This window comes from Nocardiopsis sp. CC223A, from assembly GCF_030766825.1.
Lineage (GTDB): Bacteria > Actinomycetota > Actinomycetes > Streptosporangiales > Streptosporangiaceae > Nocardiopsis.
In genome coordinates this window covers 19,383-39,340 of sequence record NZ_JASFDV010000001.1, presented here as the reverse complement: position 1 = coordinate 39,340, position 19,958 = coordinate 19,383, and the positions used below count along the sequence as shown (strand labels likewise).

The 19,958-nt window shown below is 73.3% G+C and carries 22 protein-coding genes and 1 pseudogene; 12 read left to right on the top strand and 11 right to left on the bottom strand.

What is annotated here, in order from left to right:
* Nucleotides 1–30: 30 nt before the first annotated feature.
* Nucleotides 31–2,454 (top strand): hypothetical protein, encoded by a 2,424-nt coding sequence (locus QJS33_RS00215; protein ID WP_306365746.1) that lies wholly within the window; start codon nucleotides 31–33, stop codon nucleotides 2,452–2,454.
* Here the strand turns inward: QJS33_RS00215 and QJS33_RS00210 are convergent.
* The 3 genes from QJS33_RS00210 to QJS33_RS00200 all read right to left on the bottom strand — a co-directional run bounded on the left by QJS33_RS00210 (nucleotide 2,439) and on the right by QJS33_RS00200 (nucleotide 4,193).
* Nucleotides 2,439–2,729 carry a DUF2516 family protein gene (locus QJS33_RS00210; RefSeq protein WP_306365896.1) on the bottom strand — a complete coding sequence of 97 codons (291 nt, stop codon included), beginning with the start codon at nucleotides 2,727–2,729 and terminating at the stop codon, nucleotides 2,439–2,441. The two genes, QJS33_RS00215 and QJS33_RS00210, sit on opposite strands and share 16 nt — an antisense overlap.
* 151 nt (nucleotides 2,730–2,880) lie before the next feature.
* Entirely contained in the window at nucleotides 2,881–3,825 is a 945-nt protein-coding gene (locus QJS33_RS00205) for a M56 family metallopeptidase (protein WP_306365745.1), read from the bottom strand.
* A gap of 5 nt (nucleotides 3,826–3,830) precedes the next feature.
* Nucleotides 3,831–4,193: a BlaI/MecI/CopY family transcriptional regulator gene (locus QJS33_RS00200; protein WP_306365744.1), complete on the bottom strand. Its 363-nt coding sequence runs from the start codon at nucleotides 4,191–4,193 to the stop codon at nucleotides 3,831–3,833.
* A gap of 240 nt (nucleotides 4,194–4,433) precedes the next feature.
* Here QJS33_RS00200 and QJS33_RS00195 point away from each other — a divergent pair, with 240 nt between their 5' ends.
* Together QJS33_RS00195 and QJS33_RS00190 are read left to right on the top strand one after the other, a co-directional pair.
* Nucleotides 4,434–4,964, top strand: a complete 531-nt coding sequence (locus QJS33_RS00195) for an O-acetyl-ADP-ribose deacetylase (protein WP_306365743.1) — start codon at nucleotides 4,434–4,436, stop codon at nucleotides 4,962–4,964.
* An 82-nt stretch (nucleotides 4,965–5,046) separates the two neighbouring features.
* Nucleotides 5,047–5,469: a VOC family protein gene (locus QJS33_RS00190; RefSeq protein ID WP_306365742.1), complete on the top strand. Its 423-nt coding sequence runs from the start codon at nucleotides 5,047–5,049 to the stop codon at nucleotides 5,467–5,469.
* Between the two features lie 15 nt (nucleotides 5,470–5,484).
* On the opposite strand, the gene QJS33_RS00185 is transcribed toward QJS33_RS00190, so the two are convergent.
* Complete coding sequence (locus QJS33_RS00185; RefSeq protein ID WP_306365741.1) at nucleotides 5,485–6,783, bottom strand: deoxyribodipyrimidine photo-lyase; 1,299 nt, start codon at nucleotides 6,781–6,783, stop codon at nucleotides 5,485–5,487.
* Nucleotides 6,784–6,880: 97 nt separating this feature from the next.
* Between QJS33_RS00185 and QJS33_RS00180 the strand changes: the two genes are divergently transcribed.
* From QJS33_RS00180 to QJS33_RS00155, 6 genes are all read left to right on the top strand, one after another.
* Nucleotides 6,881–7,864 (top strand): DUF523 and DUF1722 domain-containing protein, encoded by a 984-nt coding sequence (locus QJS33_RS00180; protein WP_306365740.1) that lies wholly within the window; start codon nucleotides 6,881–6,883, stop codon nucleotides 7,862–7,864.
* 6 nt (nucleotides 7,865–7,870) lie between these two features.
* The gene (locus QJS33_RS00175; RefSeq protein ID WP_306365895.1) at nucleotides 7,871–8,026 is read left to right on the top strand and encodes a DUF1722 domain-containing protein; all 156 of its coding nucleotides are present in this window, start codon (nucleotides 7,871–7,873) and stop codon (nucleotides 8,024–8,026) included.
* Between the two features lie 124 nt (nucleotides 8,027–8,150).
* Nucleotides 8,151–8,981 (top strand): esterase, encoded by an 831-nt coding sequence (locus QJS33_RS00170; RefSeq protein WP_306365739.1) that lies wholly within the window; start codon nucleotides 8,151–8,153, stop codon nucleotides 8,979–8,981.
* Between the two features lie 107 nt (nucleotides 8,982–9,088).
* Complete coding sequence (gene mshA, locus QJS33_RS00165) at nucleotides 9,089–10,396, top strand: D-inositol-3-phosphate glycosyltransferase (RefSeq protein ID WP_306365738.1); 1,308 nt, start codon at nucleotides 9,089–9,091, stop codon at nucleotides 10,394–10,396.
* Nucleotides 10,397–10,429: 33 nt separating this feature from the next.
* Nucleotides 10,430–10,942: a YbjN domain-containing protein gene (locus QJS33_RS00160; protein WP_306365737.1), complete on the top strand. Its 513-nt coding sequence runs from the start codon at nucleotides 10,430–10,432 to the stop codon at nucleotides 10,940–10,942.
* Between the two features lie 116 nt (nucleotides 10,943–11,058).
* Entirely contained in the window at nucleotides 11,059–11,805 is a 747-nt protein-coding gene (locus tag QJS33_RS00155; RefSeq protein ID WP_306365736.1) for a phosphoglyceromutase, read from the top strand.
* 229 nt (nucleotides 11,806–12,034) lie between these two features.
* Here QJS33_RS00155 and QJS33_RS00145 read toward each other — a convergent pair.
* The 3 genes and pseudogenes from QJS33_RS00145 to QJS33_RS00135 form a co-directional block, all read right to left on the bottom strand.
* Nucleotides 12,035–12,193, bottom strand: a pseudogene (locus tag QJS33_RS00145) (DsrE family protein); the annotation flags it as partial.
* Nucleotides 12,192–12,554, bottom strand: a complete 363-nt coding sequence (locus tag QJS33_RS00140) for a DsrE family protein (protein ID WP_306365734.1) — start codon at nucleotides 12,552–12,554, stop codon at nucleotides 12,192–12,194. The gene QJS33_RS00140 and the pseudogene QJS33_RS00145, both read right to left, overlap by 2 nt.
* Before the next feature lie 21 nt (nucleotides 12,555–12,575).
* Entirely contained in the window at nucleotides 12,576–13,343 is a 768-nt protein-coding gene (locus QJS33_RS00135; RefSeq protein ID WP_306365733.1) for a GIDE domain-containing protein, read from the bottom strand.
* 186 nt (nucleotides 13,344–13,529) lie between these two features.
* Between QJS33_RS00135 and QJS33_RS00130 the strand changes: the two genes are divergently transcribed.
* From QJS33_RS00130 to QJS33_RS00120, 3 genes are all read left to right on the top strand, one after another.
* A complete protein-coding gene (locus tag QJS33_RS00130; protein WP_306365732.1) occupies nucleotides 13,530–14,081 on the top strand; it encodes an FABP family protein in 552 nt (183 codons plus the stop codon).
* A gap of 342 nt (nucleotides 14,082–14,423) precedes the next feature.
* Entirely contained in the window at nucleotides 14,424–15,452 is a 1,029-nt protein-coding gene (locus QJS33_RS00125) for a folate-binding protein YgfZ (protein WP_306365731.1), read from the top strand.
* A 57-nt stretch (nucleotides 15,453–15,509) separates the two neighbouring features.
* The gene (locus tag QJS33_RS00120; RefSeq protein WP_306365730.1) at nucleotides 15,510–15,911 is read left to right on the top strand and encodes a DUF2568 domain-containing protein; all 402 of its coding nucleotides are present in this window, start codon (nucleotides 15,510–15,512) and stop codon (nucleotides 15,909–15,911) included.
* Here the strand turns inward: QJS33_RS00120 and QJS33_RS00115 are convergent.
* The 4 genes from QJS33_RS00115 to QJS33_RS00100 form a co-directional block, all read right to left on the bottom strand.
* Nucleotides 15,898–16,641 carry a DUF4352 domain-containing protein gene (locus tag QJS33_RS00115; RefSeq protein WP_306365729.1) on the bottom strand — a complete coding sequence of 248 codons (744 nt, stop codon included), beginning with the start codon at nucleotides 16,639–16,641 and terminating at the stop codon, nucleotides 15,898–15,900. The genes QJS33_RS00120 and QJS33_RS00115 overlap by 14 nt on opposite strands.
* Nucleotides 16,642–16,698: 57 nt before the next feature.
* Entirely contained in the window at nucleotides 16,699–17,619 is a 921-nt protein-coding gene (locus tag QJS33_RS00110; protein WP_306365728.1) for an NADP-dependent oxidoreductase, read from the bottom strand.
* 324 nt (nucleotides 17,620–17,943) lie between these two features.
* Nucleotides 17,944–18,654: a type 1 glutamine amidotransferase gene (locus tag QJS33_RS00105; RefSeq protein ID WP_306365727.1), complete on the bottom strand. Its 711-nt coding sequence runs from the start codon at nucleotides 18,652–18,654 to the stop codon at nucleotides 17,944–17,946.
* 9 nt (nucleotides 18,655–18,663) lie between these two features.
* A complete protein-coding gene (locus QJS33_RS00100; protein WP_306365726.1) occupies nucleotides 18,664–19,920 on the bottom strand; it encodes a MurT ligase domain-containing protein in 1,257 nt (418 codons plus the stop codon).
* Nucleotides 19,921–19,958: the final 38 nt, after the last annotated feature.

The window sequence follows — 19,958 nt, the reverse complement described above, 5'->3', positions numbered from 1 at the left end:
CGCGGACACGGAGCGTGGCAGGATGCTGGCATGTCGGATCAAACCAAGCCCCTCCGATCCCCCGGCCCCCTCTCCGCCGCCGACCCCCGGACCCCCGGCTCCCCCGCCGCCGCGGAGCCGCCGGTGCCCGCGGACGGTCCCGGCGCGCACCCCGGCGGTGCCGGCACCGCCGCGGGGTCCGGGCGCGGGCGGGTGGAGCTGCGCGTGCACGGGGTCAGCGGCGGTCAGGCCGAGGAGCTGCTGGACGTCGAGCCCGCCATGCGGGTGGGCGGTGACCGGCTCGCCGGGTTCTTCCGCTGGCGGCGGGGCGCGGACACCGAGACCGTGCCCGGGGTGCGGCGGGAGATCTTCGCCTGGGGCAACCTCACCTCGGGCAGCTCCTCGCGCGCCTTCTGGCTGCTGCTGTTGCCGTTCATGCTGGTCAACGTGGCGTATTGGATGCGCCCGGGGCGGGCGACCCGCGACCTGCGCGGGGCGGCGCGGGTCGCCGACAACGTGTACGGGGCCGGGATGCGGCTGCTGGCGCTGTCCCTGACCGTGCTCATCACGGTGGCGGCCGCCGGGATCGGCGTGGACCTGCTCGGGTGGCAGTGCGCCGCCGGACTGGGCGAGGAGTGCGTGCGGGCACGGCCGTGGCTGTCCTTCTGGGCGTCGCCCGACTCGGTGCTGTCGGCGACCGGTCCGGCCCTGGTGGTGGGCTCTCTGGTGCCGCTGGCGGTGGTGGCGGTGCTGTGGCGGCTGTCGCGGCACACCGCGGCCGACTACGAGGTGGTCTCCTCCCCGATGCCACCGGTGTACGGCCCCGGGGCTCCGCTGAGCCACCCCGACCTGTGGCGCAACAGCGAGATCATGGCGCGGCTGCGGTCGGCGCACATCGCGGTGTCACTGGGGGTGCTGTCCCTGCTGGTGGCGGTGCCCGCGCTGCTGTACGACGCGGCCGGCGGACCGGCCCGCGCCTGGGGCGCGGCGCTGGTCGGGGCGCTGGGGGCGGTGGCCCTGGCGAGCGCGGCCAGCGTGCTGGTCCCCGGGGTGGACCCGCGGTGGAACGCGCGGGCCGACCGCCTGTGCCGGATACTGCGCGACACCACCCTGGTGCTGCTCGCCGCGACCGCGGTGTACGTGCTGTGGCCACGGCCGGGGTGGACCGCCCAGGGGCGGCTGCCCGGGCACGCGTCGGTGCTCAACGCCCTGTTCACCGTCCAGGTGGCGCTGGTGCTGCTGACCCTGGCGGCCGCGGTGGTGCTGTACGTCTCCGCCCGGGCGCACCGCGGGACGGCGATGCGCGGGATGGCCGGGCCGGCCACGGCGGCGCTGGGTGCGCTGGCCGGCGGGGCGTTCTCGGCCGCGGTGGTGTACCAGGGGGCGCAGTGGCTGAGCGGCTGCCGGGCGCTGTCCACCCCCGGAGCGGACTGCCTGCCGATGGAGACCCCCACCGTGTACTCCTGGCTACAGCTGGCGATCGCGCTGGAGGCGGTGCTGGCGGCGGCCGTGGCGGCGGTGCTCGCGGTGCGGCTGCGGCGGGACACCCGGGCGCATCTCACCTCGGTCACCGAGGACTACGAGCGCAGTGTGCGGGACCGGCGGACGTGGGACATCGCCCGGGCGCGGGCCCTGGGCCGGATGACCGAGGTGGTGCCCGGGGTGCTGGTGGCGCTGCTGCTCCCGGCTGTGGCTCTGGGCGCCCTGGTGCTGTACTCGATCCTGTCCGGGCACCTGACCCCCAACGGGCCCGAGCCCGCCGCGGCGGCGGTGGCCGGGCGGGTGCGGGTGGTCGCCCAGGGGGCGGTGTCGGTGCTCATCGGCGCCGGGTCGCTGCTGGGCGGGGCGGCGCTCGTCGCCCTGGTGTGGATCGGCCGCAGCGCCTACCGGGACCGGCCGACCCGGCAGGCGGTGGGCGCCCTGTGGGACGTGGGCACGTTCTGGCCACGGGTGGCGCACCCGCTGGCCCCGCCGTCCTACGCCGAGCGGGCGGTGCCGCAGCTGGTGGCGCGGGTGGCGCGGATGACCCGCGAGGGCACCGCGGTGGTGCTGTCGGGGCACTCGCAGGGGTCGGTGCTGGCGGCGGCCACGGTGTGGCAGCTACCGGACGACTGCCTGGGCCGGGTCGCGCTGATCACGCACGGGTCGCCGCTGGACCGGTTGTACGCGCGGTACTTCCCCGCCTTCTTCGGGCCGGAGCCGTTCGCGGACCTGAACGGCCGGGTGGCGGGGTGGCGCAACCTGTGGCGGGCCACCGACGCCATCGCGGGGCCGGTGCGGCTGGGTTCGGGGACGGGGGCCGCGGTGGTGGAGCCGGAGCGGCCGCTGCCCGACCCCCGCGCCTACGACGCGCCGCCGGGCGAGGCGCGGCGCCCGGAGATCATGGGTCACTCGTACTACACGGACGACCCGGACTACGCACAGGCGCTGCGCCGGATGCTCACGGAGCTGGAACAGGCCTACCAGGGCCCGTAGGGGCCCTCGTTGCGGCCGCCGCCCACGCCCTTGACGGCGGGGCGCACGTCGAGCAGGAAGATGAGGGTGGCGACCAGGCACAGCAGGATGAAGATGGCCACGTTGAAGAACACCGCGAGCGCGGAGAGGCCGGTGGCGACACCGGTGAGGGTGACCCAGAGCTTCTTGCTCTGCTTGTCCATGATCTCGAATGCTGCGGCCGGCGTCCGGAGTGCCTCGATCAGGGCGTACAGGCTGGCCACGAAGGTGACCAGGTAGATGACGTACCAGATCATTGCCACAACACACTCCCGACGACGTTCGTGAGGAACGGGAGGTCCGCCCGTCCTCCACGGTAAACGGCCAGGAGGTGCGAATCGTGCCCGGCGGCGGCCCGCTCGGGGGAAGGTCACACCGGCGGCGGGGAGGCGACTGCCGGGGGACCGCTCAGATGGTGATGTGCCACAGGCAGGTGACCGAGGCCAGCAGGAAGGCCGAGGCGCCCATGATGACGGCGCCCGCGTGGTAGGAGAGCTCGTCGTCGGGCCGCAGCAGGCGGTTGACCCGGCGCACCACTCCGGGTTCGGCCTCCTTGACGGCCGCCATGGCCCCGGCCGGCACCGGGGCGGGGCCGGCGGCGCCGAACCGCAGCAGCGCCATGGCCAGCTCGCGGGAGGAGCTGGTGCGGCGGGCCTGGTCGTCGGCGCACATCTCGATGAGCAGCGCGACGGTCTCGTAGTAGGTGCGCACCAGGCGCACCCGGGGGAAGGCGCGTTTGAGGGAGGAGAACGGCAGCAGCACCAGGTCGTGGCGCTCGCGGAGGTGGGCGTGCTCGTGAGCCAGGACGGCCGCCAGCTCCCGGTTGTCGAGGACGGCCAGGGCGCCCTCGCTGATCACGACCTGGGAGCGGAGCACGCCCGGAAGACAGTACGCGGCGGCGGCCGGGTGCTCGATGACCCGTGCGCCGGGGACGTCCGGGTGATCGCGGGCCACGAGTTCGAGCAGGTCGTGGTGGCGTCGGCGCACCCGCACCACCTGCACGAAGGAGGCGACCAGGCCGTAGAAGAGCACCAGGGTGAGTACGACGGCGAGCACGACGGCCAGTAGGTGCAGCACGCCCTGGATGCCCTGGGCGAGCTCGGCGAGGACCAGGCGGCCGGTGACGATGTCGGTGGCCAGGGCGAGCAGTCCGCCCGCGGCGCCGAGCCGGTACGAGGAGAGTCCGAAGGCCAGGAGCGCCCCGATGGTGGACACACCCCAGGCGAGGCCGAGTGCCTGCCAGGTGATCACGGCCGTGTAGGGCCCGCGCGAGGGCCACTTCGCCCGGTGCAGGAGCGCCATGGCGACGAGGCAGCCGACCGCGACGAGAGAGAGGAGGGCTGCACTGACCATACGGACTAGTTCCTTGGCTGATCGATTTCCGCGAGTGCGCGCCGGAGCGCGTCCGCCTCCTTGCCGTCCATCGACTGGACGAAGGCGGCCAGGGCCGCGTCACGATCACCGGTCTGCCCGAGAGCGTCGAACATCAGCTCGGACACGTAGGTCTCCCGGCTGGCTGCCGGGCGGTACCGCCACGCACGACCTTCGCGTGCCCGGGAGACGACCTTCTTCTTGGCCAGTCGGTCGAGCACGGTCATGACGGTCGTGTGCGCGAGATCCCGCTCGGCGAGCTCTCGACCGACCTCACGAACCGTCATTGGTTCATCTCGTGCCCACAGTACATCCATCACTGCGCGTTCAAGTTCGCCGAGCCGATTCATGACCTTGAGTCTACTTGTGGTCGTACTACACCCTGTCGTACCCCCACGTTAAATCGTGGTGTCCCATAGGACAAGGGTCCTCCGTCCCCGAAACCGGAAGGGCGGCGCCCCGATCCGGCCCTGTGGCGCCGATGCGACCTGAGGAATCTGTGAGGTGACTCGCCTTTGTGTCGCTCCGCGTCCACCGCGGGATGGGATACTTCCGCACCGCACCGTCCCGGAACCGGGGGAACGAGGACCATGGGCACCCAGGAGCACAGTCGGATCACCGTCGTCAGGGGCGACATCACCGAGCAGCGGGTGGACGCGATCGTCAACGCCGCCAACAGCTCCCTGCTGGGCGGCGGCGGGGTGGACGGGGCCGTCCACCGCAAGGGCGGCAAGGCGATCCTGGAGGAGTGCCGGGCGCTGCGGGCCTCCCGGTACGGCGGCGGCCTGCCCGCCGGGCAGGCCGTGGCGACCACCGCCGGCCTGCTGCCCGCCCGCTGGGTGATCCACACCGTCGGCCCGGTGTACAGCACCACAGAGGACCGCTCCGCCGTGCTGGCCTCCTGCTACACCGAATCCCTGCGGGTGGCCGCCGGACTGGGCGCGGAGTCGGTGGCCTTCCCGGCGATCTCCACCGGGGTGTACCGGTGGCCGATGGCGGACGCCGCCCGGATCACCGCCGAGGCCCTGCACACCGCGCCGGTGCGGGTGCCGCGGATCCGGGTCGTGCTGTTCGACGACGCGGCGTTCGCGACCTTCCGGACCGCCTTCGACCCCTCCTGAGCGCGTCCCGCGCGGAGCCGCCCCGACCGTCGCAGGCGAACGGTAGGAAGGGTGCGGGTATCCGCACCGAAGGGAAGCGAACATGGCACACGACTGGCAGCTCACCGTGGACTGCGCCGAGCCGCACCGGATGGCCGCCTTCTGGTCGGCGGCGCTGGGGTACGAGGTGGAGGACCACCAGGACCTCATCGAGCGGCTGGCCGCCGACGGGGTCATCGAACCGGAGGAGCACACCACCCTGGTGAACGGTCGGCGGGCGTGGATCACCGCGGCCGCCGTGCGCGACCCGGCCAGCGGCCGCCGCCTGCTGTTCCAGCAGGTCCCCGAGCCCAAGACCGTCAAGAACCGCTGGCACGTCGACATCAACGCGGGCCCCGAACGGCGCGACGCCGAGGCCGAGCGACTGGTGGGCCTGGGCGCCACGGCGGTGCGCACGGTCCGGGAACCGGGGACGCACCACCTGGTGATGCTGGACGTCGAGGGCAACGAGTTCTGTGTCCAGTGAGCCCCGGCCCCGGGCTCAGGATCCGGGGGAGGCGATGGGCGGCGGGTAGTCGCCGTCCGCGGACGGCGAGTCCCACGGGGTGTGCGCGGCGCGGCCGGGCAGGCCGGCCAGCTCGGGGACGTACCGGCGCACGTACACGCCCTCGGGATCGAACCTGCGCGCCTGGCGCAGCGGGTTGAACGACCGGTTCGGGCGGGTGTCGTTCCCGGTTCCGGCGACCCACTGCCAGTTGCCGTGGTTGTTCGCGACGTCCCCGTCCAGCAGGTGGTCGGCGAAGTGCTCGGCCCCCTCCCGCCAGTGGATCCCGAGGGTACGGGTGAGGAACGCGGCGGTGATCATGCGGGTGCGGTTGTGCATGAACCCTTCGCTCAGCAGTTGGCGCATGCCCGCGTCCACGATGGGCACCCCGGTTCGGCCCTCCTTCCACGCCTTCAGCGCCGCGGGGTCGTCGCGCCAGCGGGTGTCCCGGGGCCGGTAGTCGCGTACGGCGATGTCGGGGAAGGCCGCGGTGACCTGGTGGTGGAAGTCGCGCCAGGCGAGCTGGCGGACGAACGCGGCGCCGCCCGGCTCGTCCCGGGCCGACGATGCCGCCTCCAACGGGGAGAGGCAGCCCAGGCGCAGGTCGGCGGACAGGTGCGAGGTCGCTCCGGCGGGCAGGTCGTCGTGCCGGTCCCCGTAGTGGGCCAGGCCGCCGTCGAGCCAGGAGCGCAGCCGGCGGCGGGCGGCCTTCTCCCCCAGGGCGATCGGCCGATCGGCGGGCTCCCCGCGGCCCTCGTCCAGGTGGTCGGGGATCTCCCCGGGGTCCACGCCCCCGGGGATTGGCACGGCCTGCGGGGCCGGGAGGACGGCCCGCCGGGGATGCGCCTCCCAGGCGCGCAGGTAGGGCGTGAACACCTTGTAGTGGTCGCCCCCGGCCGGGGTGACGTCACCGGGCGGCACCACGGTGAGGCCGGGGTGGGACACCACGCGCAGCCCGGCGTCGCGCAGCCGCGCCTCCCGCCGGGCGGCGGCCCGGGTGACCCCCTCGGTGAGGTGGACGGTGCGGGCCCCCGTCTCCGCGGCCAGGGCCGCGACCCGGGTCGCGGTGTCGCCGCGCCGTACGACCAGGTCGCCGCCGCGGGCGCGCAGGTCCCCGCGCAGCTCGCGGAGGATTCCCGGCAGGGCGCGGACCCGGTTGCGGGCCGAGCGGGCCAGGAGGGCGGGGTCCAGCACGAACACCGGGAGCACGGTGTCGCCGTCGCGGAGCGCGGCGGACACGGCGGGGTGGTCGTGCAGGCGCAGGTCCTGGGTGAACAGGACGACGGTGTGTTCCATGACACCCGATCCTCTCACTCTCGGTGAACGAATGACACTGTGAGAGCAATGGTCTCGGCCGCCGGCGGGCGGCCGCGGGAACGGGTAGGGGAAGAACATGGACACTCTCACTCCGTGTGCGGAGAAAACCGAGGTCAGGCCCAGGATCGGGGCATCGAGCTGTCTGCTGGGCGTCCCCGTCCGGTACAACGGCGGGCACTCCCGGTACCGCTTCCTCACCGACGAGCTCGACCGGTACGTGGAGTGGACCGAGGTGTGCCCGGAGGCCGAGATCGGCCTGGGCACTCCGCGACCCACCCTGCACCTCCAGCGCCGCGGCGGGCAGGACCGGGTGATCTCCAGCGGGGACGGGTCGGACCGCACCGACGAGCTGGCGGGCATCGCCGACGCCCGGCTGGAGGAGCTGCGCGCCCTGGACGGGTACGTGCTCAAGAACAAGTCGCCCAGCTGCGGGCTGCTGGCCCTGCCGGTGTTCGACGGGGACCGGCATCGGGTGGACGGCAAGGGGCGCGGGGCGTTCGCCGCCCGGCTCACCGAGCTGCTGCCCGACCTGCCGGTGGAGGAGCAGGGCCGGCTGTCGGACGCGGCGCTGCGCGAGGCGTTCGTGGAGAGGGTCTTCGCGCACGCCCGGCTGCGCTCGCTGTGGGAGTCGCAGTGGCGGCCCCGCGACCTGGTGGCCTTCCAGACCAGGCACAAGCTCCAGCTGATGGCGCACTCCCCGGAGGGGTACCGGGAGACGGGTCGGATCGTTTCCGGGGCCGGGAACACCGACCCGGAGGAGACGCGGCGGGACTACACACGGTCGTTCACCCGGGCGCTGGCGGTGCGGACGAGCCGGGGCAGGCACGCCAACGCGCTCCAGCACGCCTTCGGGATGATCAGTGACGGCCTGGACGACGCACGCAGGCACGACCTGCTCGCGGCGATCGAGGACTACCGCAAGGAACGGGCTCCGCTCAGCCTGCCGGTGGCGCTGCTGCGCCACCACGGGGAGGCGGACGGACCGGAGTGGCTGCGCGTGCAGACCTACCTGCGCCCGTACCCGGAGGACCTACGACTGCGGCACGCACTGACGGTGTGACGGGCCATCGAGGACCACCGCAAGGAACGGGCCCCGCTCAGCCCGCCGGCGGCGCTGCTGCGCCACCACGGGGAAGCGGACGGACCGGAGTGGCTGCGCGTGCAGACCTACCTGCGCCCGTACCCGGAGGTCCTACGACTGCGGCACGCACTGACGGTGTGACAGGCGTCCCAGGGGAGGGACACCCGGATTCTCCACACGGAGAACACTCAAGCGATTACCATGAGTGACGTCCCTGGTTCTTCGACGGGATGTCCCTGACCCCCGAGCCCCTCCGAGGCCACCGGTGTTCTCCACGTTCTCCCAGCGCGCCTTCGTGCTCGTCTCCTCCGGCCTGGTCGCCGTGGCCGCCGGCGCGCTCGCCGCCCTGCCCCCCGAAGGACTCGTGGAACGGGTCGGCGCCCACCTGGGCCCCGACCCGGCTCTGGCGGGCAGCGCGCTGCTGCCGCCGCGGAACGAGGGCCTGCCCGCCCCGCTCCCCCGTCCCGGCCAGGTCTCCGCCTGCGTCCAGTCCGCACCGGCCGAGGTCGCCACGATCCCCGACGAGACCGCGCCCACGGGCGAACGGGAGCTGTGGATACGCCGACCGGTCGGACCCGACAGCGCCGATCTGCCCGTCCTCTACCTGCTGCACGGGTCGGACACCGACCACCGCGGCGCCGTGGACGACGACACCCGGGCCGCGCTGGACCGCGAGATGTGCCGCACCGGCGTGGAGTTCGTGGTCGCCGTGCCCGAACGCACCGACGGGGCGCCCACCGTCCTCACCCGCGCCGCGGTGCGCGCGGTCGAGGGCGCCCACGCGCGCCCGCGCACCCTGCGCGCGGTCGGCGGCGTCGGCGACGCGGCACCGGCCGCGGCCGCCTCCCCCGAGGTCTCCCAGGCGGTGCTCTGGAACCCGGCCGACGGCGAGGTCGCCGAACCCGAGGCCACCCGCTTCCTGCTGGTCGGCGACGGCACCGGACCGCTGGCCGACGCCCTGGCCGAGCGCGGTATGACGGTCGCCACCGGCACCCCGGACACGGATCACTCCGGGTCCCGCGCCGTCGACCCGTGGGGGCCCGCACTGCCCGCGACGGTCGACTTCCTGGTGTCGGGCTGGACCATTACACCCTAGGATCCGGGCCGTCAACACCCGCCCCCTCGGACCATCCGCTCAGGAACACTGTGTACCTTCGTCGCTGTTGATGACGAAGGTGTGAACACGACCTGAGAGGACCGGCGGTGTCTGGAATCGTTCCCGTGGGTGGATCTGCGGCGCTTCCGTCCCGGGTGGCGACGGTCAGTCTGCACACCTCTCCGCTGGATCAGCCGGGTACCGGCGACGCGGGCGGCCTCAACGTCTACGTGGTCGAGGTGGCCCGGCGGCTGGCCGAGCGCGGCGTCGCCGTCGACGTGTTCACCCGGGCGGCCTCCCCCGACCTGCCGCCGGTCGTCGAACTCGCGCCGGGGGTGTCCGTGCGCCACCTGGCCGCCGGACCCTACGGCCACCTCGACAAGAACACCCTCGCCGAGCACCTGTGCCCGTTCATCTTCGGGATGCTGCGCGCCGAGGCCGACCACGAGCCGGGCCGCTACGACCTCGTGCACGGCCACTACTGGCTGTCGGGGAAGGCCGGTGTGGCCGCCGCCCGCCGCTGGAACGTGCCGATGGTGCAGTCCATGCACACCATGGCGCGGGTCAAGAACGCCGCCCTGGCCGAGGGCGACCTGCCCGAGCCGGAGGCGCGGGTGCACGGCGAGGACCAGCTGGTGCACCAGGCCGACCGGCTCATCGCCAACACCTACGACGAGGCCCGCCAGCTCAAGGAGCATTACGGGGCCCGTGACCACCAGATCAGCGTGATCCCGCCGGGTGTGGACCTGGAGGTGTTCACCCCGGGGCCGCGCCGCACCGCGCTGGAGCGGATCGGGCTGGCGCCGGACACCGAGCTGCTGCTGTTCGTGGGCCGGGTACAGCGCCTCAAGGCCCCGGACGTGCTCGTCCGCGCCGCCGCCCACCTGATCGAACGCGACCCGTCACTGCGCTCCCGCCTGGTCGTGGGCGTGGTCGGCGGGCTGTCCGGCGGCGGCATGCGCGAACCCCGGATGCTGGCCGACCTGGCGCGCTCGCTGGGTGTCGCCGACGTGATCCGCATGGAGCCGCCGCAGTCGCGCGAGCGCCTGGCCGACTACTACCGGGCGGCCACGGCGACGGTCGTCCCCTCGCACTCGGAGTCGTTCGGACTGGTCGCGGTGGAGTCGCAGGCCTGCGGCACCCCGGTGGTGGCGGCCCGGGTCGGCGGGCTGACCACGGCCGTCGGCGACCGGTCGGGGGTCCTGGTGGACGGACACGACCCGGCGGATTACGCGACGGTGCTGCACCGGTTGATCACCGAGCCCGCCCGGCGTGACAGGCTGGCCGAGGCGGCCCCGGCGCACGCCGCCACCCTGGGCTGGGACCGGACGGTGGACGACCTGCTCGACGTGTACCGAGCGAGCGTCACCCCCTACACGGTGCCCGCGGGGCTGTCGCTGGCCGCCGCGCGCTGACGCGCGGCGCGGTAACGGGAGGAACGGAACGACGTGGGAGAACGAGCGGCGCGCACGGCGGCGATCGAGGCGATCACCCTCGCGGTGGCCGAGTCCGGGCTGGAGGTGGAGCGCCCCCGGGAGGGGTCGTTCCTGGTGACCCTGCCGGGCACGGCCAAGCTCAAGACCCTGGTGTGGTTGGAGGCCGGGCCGCACAGCCTCACCCTCACCTCGTTCTTCTGCCGCCGGCCGGACGAGAACCACGCCGGGTTCTACCTGTGGCTCATGGGCAAGAACTCCGGCATGTACGGGATGGCGTTCGCGGCCGACGAGGTCGGCGACGTGTACATCCGCGGGCGGCTGCCGCTGGCGGGCGTCACCCCCGACGAGGTGGACCGGCTGCTGGGCTGTGTGCTCACCTACTCCGACGAGAACTTCAACGGCGCGCTGGAACGCGGGTTCGCCTCCGCGATCCGCAAGGAGTGGCGTTGGCGCGCCGAACGCGGCCACGACATGCGCAACCTGCGCGCGTTCGCCCACCTCGCCCCCGAGGACCACACGGGCTGAACACGACGGCGAGGCGCCGGCGGACGCCGGGCGGGCCGAAGCGGCACGGGGGTCCGAAGCGATACGGCCTCCCCCGGGCCGGGGTGCGTTCACCCTCAGGCACTAGGCTTTGCCCCATGGGAACTCTGGTACTGCTCCGACACGGTGAGAGTGTCTGGAACGCGAAGGGCCTGTTCACCGGGTGGGTGGACGTGGACCTGTCGGCCGTCGGCGAAGCCGAGGCGCGCCGCGGCGGCGAGCTGCTCAAGGATGCCGGCCTGGCGCCGGACGTCCTGCACACCTCGCTGCTCAAGCGGGCGATCCGCACGGCGAACCTCGCGCTGGAGACCGCCGACCTGCACTGGCTGCCGGTGCGGCGCAGCTGGCGGCTCAACGAGCGCCACTACGGCGCCCTCCAGGGCAAGGACAAGGCGCAGACGCGCGAAGAGTACGGCGACGAGCAGTTCATGATCTGGCGCCGCTCGTACGACACCCCGCCGCCGCCGATCGCCGACGACGACCCGTACTCGCAGGCCGGGGACGCCCGTTACGCGAACCTGCCGCCGGAGCTGCTGCCGCGCACCGAGTGCCTCAAGGACGTGCTCGACCGGGCGCTGCCGTACTGGTACGACGAGATCGTGCCGGACCTGGCCGCGGGCAGGACCGTGCTGGTGACGGCGCACGGCAACTCGCTGCGCGCGCTGGTCAAGCACCTGGACGGGATCGACGACGCCACGATCGCCGGGCTCAACATCCCGACGGGCATCCCGCTGGTGTACGAACTGGACGACGAGTTCAGGCCGAAGGTCCCCGGCGGCACCTACCTCGACCCGGAGGCGGCCGAGGCCGCCATCGAGGCGGTCGCCAACCAGGGCAAGAAGTAGCACCCACCGTTTCCCGTGCCCGCGCCCCCCGGGGGGCGCGGGCACCGTCATGTCCGGGGACCGGTACCGGGGTCGGTAGACGAGGGGCCTGGCGCCGTCGGCGGTGATCTCCTCGACAAAGGCGGCGGCCCCGGCGATACGGGCCCCCGCCATGAGGTCGTCCTCGGTGAGGCCGCGCCGGGCCGCACACCGGGTGCACACGGTGACGCTCCCGGCCGCCAGGACGGGGTCAGTAAACGAGGGGCCTGGCACCGTCGGCGGTGACCTCCTCGACGAAGGCGGCGGCCCCGGCGATGCGGACCCCCGCCATGAGATCGCCCTCGGTGAGGCCGCGCCGGGCCGCGCACTGGGTGCACACGGTGACGCTCCCGGCCGCCAGGACGGGGTCAGTAGACGAGGGGCCTGGCACCGTCGGCCGTGATCTCCTCGACGAAGGCGGCGGCCCCGGCGATGCGGACCCCCGCCATGAGGTCGCCCTCGGTGAGGCCGCGCCGGGCCGCGCACTGGGTGCACACGGTGACGCTCCCGGCCGCTAGGACGGCGGCCAGCAGGTCGGCCAGCGGGGCGGCGTGCGGGAGGGAGAACTCCTCGGCGCGGCCGGGGACGGCGAACCATGCGGCCTCGCCGGTGAGCCAGAGGGAGACCGGCACCCCGGAGGCCACGGCGGTGGCGGCGACGGTGAAACCCTGGTTGCAGCGTTCGGGGTCGTCGGCGCCGGCCGTGACCTTGATCACTAGGGAAGGGGGCATGGCGGTCAGCCTATCGGGCGCTCACAGTCCCAGCAGGACCAGCAGCACCCCGGACAGGGCCGTCACCGCGAAGGCGATCGTGACCAGCAGCGCCTCGCGGCGGCGCGGGGAGGTGTGCTCGGACCGTTCGGCCACACCGTGTTCGACGGTGAGGGCGCCGTCGCGCGGGGCCGTCAGGACGATGCGGCCGTCCCGGGCCCGCAGTTCACCGGTGACGCGGATCCGGGCGCCGGGCCGGATGACCCATTCGCGGTACTCGAACTCGATGGTCTCGCCGCGGAACACCCCGGAGATGCGCCCGCGGACCCGGGGCAGCAGGTCGTCGGCGGGCGAGGCGACACCGGGCTGGGGACGGCCCACGACGCGCTTCAGGCACAGCTCGGCCTCCCGTGGCCGGGGGGCGTCGCGGGGGTCGACGAAGATCCGGTCGCCGTCCAGCGGGCGGCCCTCGGCGACCAGGCCGAACAGGTCGTCGGAGCCGTAGTCGGCGATGGAGTCGCAGGTGCGCTCCTGCACCGCGCCCTCCTGCTGGAGGGGCAGGTAGTGACGCAGGACCTCGTGGCCGTGCCAGACGCATTCCACGCCGGCCAGCCCGGAGGAGACCGCTCCGGCGGGGCCGGGGGCGGCGGTCCCGGTGAGGGTGACGCGCTGCCCGTCGCGGGCCGCCAGGGCTGCCGGTTCGAGCCTGGCCAGGCCCAGCTGGCGCCGCCAGCGGCGCAGGGCCAGGGCCGTGAGCGGGAGCAGGACCAGTGCGGCCACGAGCAGCACAGAACCGATCACCAGTAACACAGGCCGCCCCTTTGATGTGCTTCGGAGGTAAGGACGCGGGCGGGTCGACACGCCCCGTGGACACACCGCGTCGCCCACCATCTTTACCAGTTCTCCGAGAAAGCGGGGCCAATTGGGCATGTCCAGTCGGCTACCCCGGAATGGCGGTGGCCGCCCCGCCTCCGCGGACCGCTACGCTCTGATGTCATGCACGCTGATGTACACGCCGATCTGGCGAAACTGTCCTTCCTGCTCGGCCGCTGGGAGGGTGTCGGCGTCGCCGGTTACGCCGACGAGGAGGAGTTCCAGTTCGGCCAGGAGATCGTGTTCGAGCACCGGCCGAACCTGCCCTACCTCGAATACCGCAGCTCGGCCTGGCGGATGAACGCGGACGGGACCCTGGGCGACCTGGTCACCGAGGAGTCCGGCTACTGGCGGGCGCTGTCGGAGGAGGACGCGGCCGACCGCGAGGAGGGCGCTCCGGTCGTCCACCTGGAGGTGCTCATCACGCACAACGAGGGCTTCCTCGAATCGTACGCGGGCAACGTGTTCGCGAACCGGGTCGAGATGGCCACGGACGCGGTGCTGCACACCTCCACCGGCCTGGACGTGACGGCCTCGCACCGGCTCTACGGCCTGTTCGGCGACAACCGGGAGACCCTGGGGTACGCCTGGGACCTGGCGGCGCGCGGGCACTCGCTGCGCTCGTACATGTCGGCCCAGCTCAAGCAGGTCGGCAAGGGCGCCGAGAACCGGTAACGGGATCCGGCGGCACCCGGCGCCGGGGTCCTGGCATGAAGAGACGGACCCCGGGCCGCTTCCCGCCGGTGTGGGCGGGGCCGGTCGGACCATTTCCGGCGGCCCGGGATCCGGGTGTCCGTTGGGATTCGCTGCGAACGAACGTCGCGCGAACGCGAGCTCGTCCTAGCGGACGGCCACCTCGCCAGTCCTAAAAGACTTCATCTTCTGGACCACCTCCTTTCCTGCGTGACACCGAAGGTACGTTCTGCGGGACCCTCGGGGCAAATGTTTTTTCTGCCGAAGAAACCGCAGTTCAGAGGCTTGTTTTCGGTCGTCCCGGCGGATGGATAGTCTCGGGGTATGACTTCGCCGCTGCTGAGCACACCGGGCGCCGTGGGCGCCGACTCCCCCGACTCCGGGGTCGCCGCGCACTACGGCGACCCGGCCCACGAGGGCCGGGCCGTCGAGCGGGCGAGCGCGTGGGTGGACCGGAGCAACCGGGGCGTGGTGACGGTGACCGGCCCCGACCGGCTCACCTGGCTGAACGACCTCACCAGCCAGCTCACCCGGGGGCTGGCCCCCGGCAGCGGTACCGAGGCGCTGGTCCTGGACACGCAGGGGCACCTGCGCCACCACCTGTCGCTGGTGGACGACGGCACCACGACGTGGATCCACACCGAGCCCGGGGAGGGCGCCGCCCTGGCGAAGTTCCTGGACTCGATGCGGTTCATGCTGCGGGTCGAGGTGGCGGACCTGAGCGGGGAGCGCGCCGTGCTGACCCTGGTGGGCCCCGAGACCGCGGAGGCTCTCGGCTCCGTCGCCCCGGACGGTGTGCCGGTGCGCGTCACGCCGGAGGGGACCGATCTGTTCCTGCCCGCCGACCGACTGGTGGAGACCGCCGAGGCGCTGACGGCCGCCGGGACCCGCCCGGCCGGGATGTGGGCCTTCGAGGCGCACCGGATCGAGTACCACCGGGTGCGCCCGGGGCTGGACACCGACGAACGCACCATCCCGCACGAGGTGGACTGGGTGGGCGACGGGCGGCCGGTCGCCCTGGACAAGGGCTGCTACCCCGGCCAGGAGACCGTGGCCCGGGTGCACAACCTGGGCCGTCCCCCGCGGCGGCTGGTCATGCTGCACCTGGACGGCACCGCCGAGCGGCTGCCGACGGTGGGCGCCCCCATCGAGCTGGACGGCCGCACCGTCGGGCGGGTGGGCACCTCGGCCCGCCACCACGAACTGGGGCCGATCGCACTGGGAGTCGTCAAGCGGTCCGCGCCGACCGACGCCGATCTGCTGGTGGAGGGGATCGCCGCGGGCCAGGAGGTCGTAGTGGACCCGGACACCGGTGCCAACGCCAAGATCGACCTGCGCCGCCGCCCCCGCTAGTTCCCGGCTCCCCTGGCCAGGGGCCTTACCTTCCCTTCCCCCCAGAGAGGAGAGGCAGTGTCCCAGAGACCGTGGATGCTCGTGGTGCGGCTGCTGCTGGAGCTGACCGCCCTGGTGGCGCTGGGCTGCGCGGTGTGGCTGCTGCTGCCGGACCTGCGCTGGTCGGCGCCGTTCGCCGTGCCGCTGCTGGCGGCGACGGTGTGGGGGGTGTTCGCGGTCCCCGGCGACCCGTCCCGGTCGGGCGACGCCCCGATTCCGGTGCCCCGGCCGGTGCGGCTGCTGGTGGAGTGGGCGGTGCTGTTCGGCTCCGCGGCCGCGCTGGCGGCCGCCGGGGCGGTGCCGGCGGCGTCGGCGTTCGCCGGGGTGCTGGTGGTGTACCACCTGTGCGCCTACGACCGGGTGCTGTGGCTGCTGGGCGTGCGGGAGGCGGTCGGCCGGGGCGGGCTCAGTTCGGGGTGAGCGGGCTCAGGCCGTCCACCATGACCTCGGCCATCTCGGTCCCGGTGGGGACGAGGAAGAGGATGTGCGTGGTGACGGTCTCGTCCGGCACGATGGGACCCCAGAAGTAGTCCCAGGCCACGGTGACCTCCGCGTCGAGGTCGCTGGGGTACACCGTGCCGTCGGTGCTGACGCCGTAGGAGTCGACCGGGTCGAAGACGGCCGGGCCCTCGCCCAGGTTCGTGACGTTGAGCCGGTAGATGAGGTACTCCATCCCGTCCGGTGCGGCGGCGTGGGATCCCATCCCGTCGGTGATGGTGGAGTCGGTGTAACAGAGCTCCACGACCACGCCGAACGGGTGGTGGTAGACCTCGGCACCGTTGAAGGACTCCGGCGGGACGTCCGCCGTGTGCGAACCGGCGGTGTCCTGTCCGCTCTCGGGCGACTGCGGCGCGGCGGGCTCGCGCGGTTCTTCGGCCTCCGGGTCGGCTGCGTCCGGGTCGGGTCCGCCGGGCTCGGGGGTCGGTGCCCGCGGCTCTCCGGACTCCTCCGCCCCGGCGGCAGGCGGGTCGGGGTCCTGCGCCCGCGGGGCCGGTTCCTCGCCCACGGTCACCCGCACGGTCGAGAGCGGGGAGGCGGTGAGGGCGGCCACGGTCGCGACACAGCCCGTTGCGGCGATGAACACCGCGACGGGGATCGCGGCGGCGCGGAGTACGCCGCGCGACCCCCGTCGGCGGTCACTGGCATCCATGCCTGTGTGACACAGAACATACTTCGTTCATTCCGCCCGTTTTCTGACAAACAGGAATCAAACGGTCAGAACGATCTTTCCGCGGGTCCGTCCCTCCTTGCTCAGCCGCCACGCCCGGGCCGCCTCGGTCAGCGGCAGCTCGTGCTCGACGTGCACGGTCAGCACCCCGGCCTCGGCCATGCCGCCCAGCTCGACCAGGTCCTCGGAGGAGGGCCGCACCCACAGGTAGTGGCCGCCGAACCGCTGCACCTCCGCGTCGGCGATCGAGACCACCCGCTGCGCGCCGCCGGTCAGGGGCAGGCTCTGTTCGGCCGCACCCCCGCCGACGAAGTCCAGCACCGCGTCCACCCCGGCGGGGGCCAGCGCACGGACCCGCCGCACCAGGCCCTCGCCGTAGGCCACCGGCTCCGCCCCCAGCGACCGCAGGAAGTCGTGGTTGCGCTCGCTCGCGGTGCCCAGGACGCGGGCGCCCAGGGCCCGTGCGATCTGCACGCCGAGGGAGCCCACTCCGCCCGCCGCCGCGTGGACCAGCACCGTGTCGCCCTCGCGGACCTCCACCCGGCGGATCGCCTGGAGGGCGGTGAGGCCCGCCAGGGGCGCACCGGCCGCCTGCGCCCAGGTCATCGACGCCGGTTTGGGGGCGAGCAGGCGCACACCCGCCGACACCCGCTCGGCGTAGGCGCCGTTCTGCGCCCAGTCCTTGCGGATGTAACCGAAGACCTCGTCGCCCACCCGGTACTCGGGGACGTCGAAGCCGACCGCCTCGACCACCCCGGCCACGTCCCATCCGGGGACCATGGGGAACCCGGCCTCCATGACCGGGTCGAGCCCACCGGCGGCGAGCTTCCAGTCGACGGGGTTGACCCCCGCCGCCCGCACGCCGATCAGGACCTCGCCCGGGGCCACCTTGGGCTCGGGCAGCTCCGTCTCCCGCAGGGAGTCCTCCGTGCCGTACTGCTGCAACGCCATCGCCTTCATGGGGGCGACCCTAGCCGCCCGCCCCGCCCATACGCGCGGAACCGGTCCCGGGCGCGCCGCCCGCCCGCCGGGAGATTGTCGCAGGGCCGCGGAACACGTGTCCGTTCTCTGACAGTCCCGTTCCCCACGGCTGGGGTATCTGGCACCGCTTACGAACGAATCAGGACACCAGAGGCCAGACCGGCCGCACATCGACCGGGAGGCCGCCGCAACCGTCCCGAGGCCGAGTCCGGCGGCCGGGCCTGCGGAGAACGGACGGCCCACGGGAACGCCGACGGCCCGGCGGAGGTGCCCGCCGGGCCGTTCGTGGTCGTGCGGTGTCCGTCAGGACAGGGCCGCGGCGAGGCGCTCCTCGTGCAGGCGCTCGCCCCAGGCCGGGGACAGCGGGGCCAACCGCCCCACGCGCCAGCGCAGCAGCAGGTCGGCCAGCTGCGGGTTGCGCGGCAGCGCCGGGCCGTGCAGGTAGGTGCCCAGCACCTGGCCCTGGTAGGCGCCCTCGGTGCGGTCGTCGTTGCCGATACCGCGGACCGTGGTGGACAGCGGCCGGGCCGACGGCCCGATCGCGGTACGGCCCTGGTGGTTCTCGAAACCGGTGATGCGGCCCACCTCCAGGGACGGGTCCACGTCCGCGACGATCTCGCCGACGGCGCGGGTCTGGCCGCGGCCGCTGCGGATGTCGAGGATGCCGATGCCCGGCAACGGGTTGGCCTCGTCGTCGCCGTAGCTCTCGCCGATGATCTGGTAGCCGGCGCAGACCGCGAAGACGCAGGCGCCGCGGGCGGCGGCTCGGGCCAGGCCGCCGTCGGCGCGCAGGCGGTCGGCCGCCAGGATCTGCGGGCGGTCCTCACCGCCGCCGAGCAGGTAGATGTCGCCCTGCTCGGGCACCGGGTCGCTGGAGTGGACGTGCACGATCTCGGTGGGGATACCGCGCAGCTCGGCCCGCCGTTGCAGGATGAGGACGTTGCCGCGGTCGCCGTAGGTGCTCAGCAGGTCGGGGTAGATCCACACGATCCGCAGGGCGCTGGTGTTCGTCATGGGTGTCTCCTACTGGACGCGGCCGTAGGCCGTGCGGATCTGCTGGAACGCCGTGTAGTTGGCGATGAGGTCGACCTTGGTCAGGCCTGGCTGCTCGGCCTTCAGCTTGGCCAGCACCTCGTCCACCCGGTCGGCGACCTCGAACCGCACGCCGTCGGTCTCCAGGCGCAGGGCCAGGTCGGTGCGGCGCTCGCCCATGACGAACACGCGGCGGTCGCGCAGGACGGTGTAGTCGACGTCCCACAGCCAGGAGGTGTCCTTGCCGTCGGGGATCTGCGCGTTGACGGAGAGGATCACCGGGGTGGTGGGCGGGTCCAGGACGGCGAAGGACTCCAGCCAGCCCGCCGGGTTCTTGGCCAGCAGCAGGCGGACCTCCACGCCCATGGTGACCACGGAGGTGTAGCGGCCCGCGACCGAGGTGATCTCGCGCAGGAGCTCCACGGTGCGCTCGGGGTGCAGGCCGTACCCGGCCGCGGTGGCGGCGGCGATGGCGGCGTTCGAGCGGTTGGCGTCACCGGGCAGGTTGAGGCGGAGCTTGATGCGCCGCCCCTCCGGGGTGAGGAGCACGTCGGAGCCGTTGTCCGTGCCCCAGGTGGTCTGCGGGCGGGCGAGCCCGCACTCGGGACAGGCCCAGTGCGGGTCCTCGTCGCGCCGGAGGTGGCCGCCGCACTCGGGGCAGCACCAGGAGTCCTCCTTCCAGCGCTGCCCGGCGGAGACCCAGGTGGCCTGCGGGGCGCCCATGCCCGCCCAGGCGACGAGCGGGTCGTCGGCGTTGGCGATGACGTGGGTGTCGCTCTTGCCCAGGGCGGTGCGCCAGCGCTTGGCGAGGAGGTTGATCTCCGAGGCGCGGTCCATCTGGTCCCGGCTGAGGTTCATCAGGACCACGAACGCGGGCCGGGTGGCGACCAGGACCTGCGGCAGGTACTTCTCGTCCACCTCCAAGACGCCGTTGACGGCGGCCCGGTTGTTGGACAGCGCGGTGATGTGCCCGGTCGGCATGTTGGCGCCGTGCTCGTTGGTGGCGACGTCGCCGAGCTCGCGCAGCGCGTGGGAGATGAGCCGGGTGGTGGTGGTCTTGCCGTTGGTGGCACTGACCAGGGCGAGCCTGCGGCCCCTGGAGAGTTTGGCGAGCAGGTCGGGTTCGACCTTGAGCGCGATCTTGCCGCCGATCACGGAGCCGTCACCGCGGCCCGTGGCACGGGACAGGCCGGCCGCACTCCTCCCCAGTACCGATGCCAGTTGGGCGCGCAAGGGAAGCTCGCTCATTTGTTCTCCACGATCGCTTGATCACCTGCGCCGATGCG

Coding starts and splice junctions, on each gene's coding strand:
- QJS33_RS00215 (WP_306365746.1), top strand. CDS start 31: ATGTCGGATCAAACCAAGCCCCTCCGATCCCCCGGCCCCCTCTCCGCC.
- QJS33_RS00210 (WP_306365896.1), bottom strand. CDS start 2,729: ATGATCTGGTACGTCATCTACCTGGTCACCTTCGTGGCCAGCCTGTAC.
- QJS33_RS00205 (WP_306365745.1), bottom strand. CDS start 3,825: ATGGTCAGTGCAGCCCTCCTCTCTCTCGTCGCGGTCGGCTGCCTCGTC.
- QJS33_RS00200 (WP_306365744.1), bottom strand. CDS start 4,193: ATGAATCGGCTCGGCGAACTTGAACGCGCAGTGATGGATGTACTGTGG.
- QJS33_RS00195 (WP_306365743.1), top strand. CDS start 4,434: ATGGGCACCCAGGAGCACAGTCGGATCACCGTCGTCAGGGGCGACATC.
- QJS33_RS00190 (WP_306365742.1), top strand. CDS start 5,047: ATGGCACACGACTGGCAGCTCACCGTGGACTGCGCCGAGCCGCACCGG.
- QJS33_RS00185 (WP_306365741.1), bottom strand. CDS start 6,783: ATGGAACACACCGTCGTCCTGTTCACCCAGGACCTGCGCCTGCACGAC.
- QJS33_RS00180 (WP_306365740.1), top strand. CDS start 6,881: ATGGACACTCTCACTCCGTGTGCGGAGAAAACCGAGGTCAGGCCCAGG.
- QJS33_RS00155 (WP_306365736.1), top strand. CDS start 11,059: ATGGGAACTCTGGTACTGCTCCGACACGGTGAGAGTGTCTGGAACGCG.
- QJS33_RS00140 (WP_306365734.1), bottom strand. CDS start 12,554: ATGCCCCCTTCCCTAGTGATCAAGGTCACGGCCGGCGCCGACGACCCC.
- QJS33_RS00130 (WP_306365732.1), top strand. CDS start 13,530: ATGCACGCTGATGTACACGCCGATCTGGCGAAACTGTCCTTCCTGCTC.
- QJS33_RS00125 (WP_306365731.1), top strand. CDS start 14,424: ATGACTTCGCCGCTGCTGAGCACACCGGGCGCCGTGGGCGCCGACTCC.
- QJS33_RS00115 (WP_306365729.1), bottom strand. CDS start 16,641: ATGGATGCCAGTGACCGCCGACGGGGGTCGCGCGGCGTACTCCGCGCC.
- QJS33_RS00110 (WP_306365728.1), bottom strand. CDS start 17,619: ATGAAGGCGATGGCGTTGCAGCAGTACGGCACGGAGGACTCCCTGCGG.
- QJS33_RS00105 (WP_306365727.1), bottom strand. CDS start 18,654: ATGACGAACACCAGCGCCCTGCGGATCGTGTGGATCTACCCCGACCTG.
- QJS33_RS00100 (WP_306365726.1), bottom strand. CDS start 19,920: ATGAGCGAGCTTCCCTTGCGCGCCCAACTGGCATCGGTACTGGGGAGG.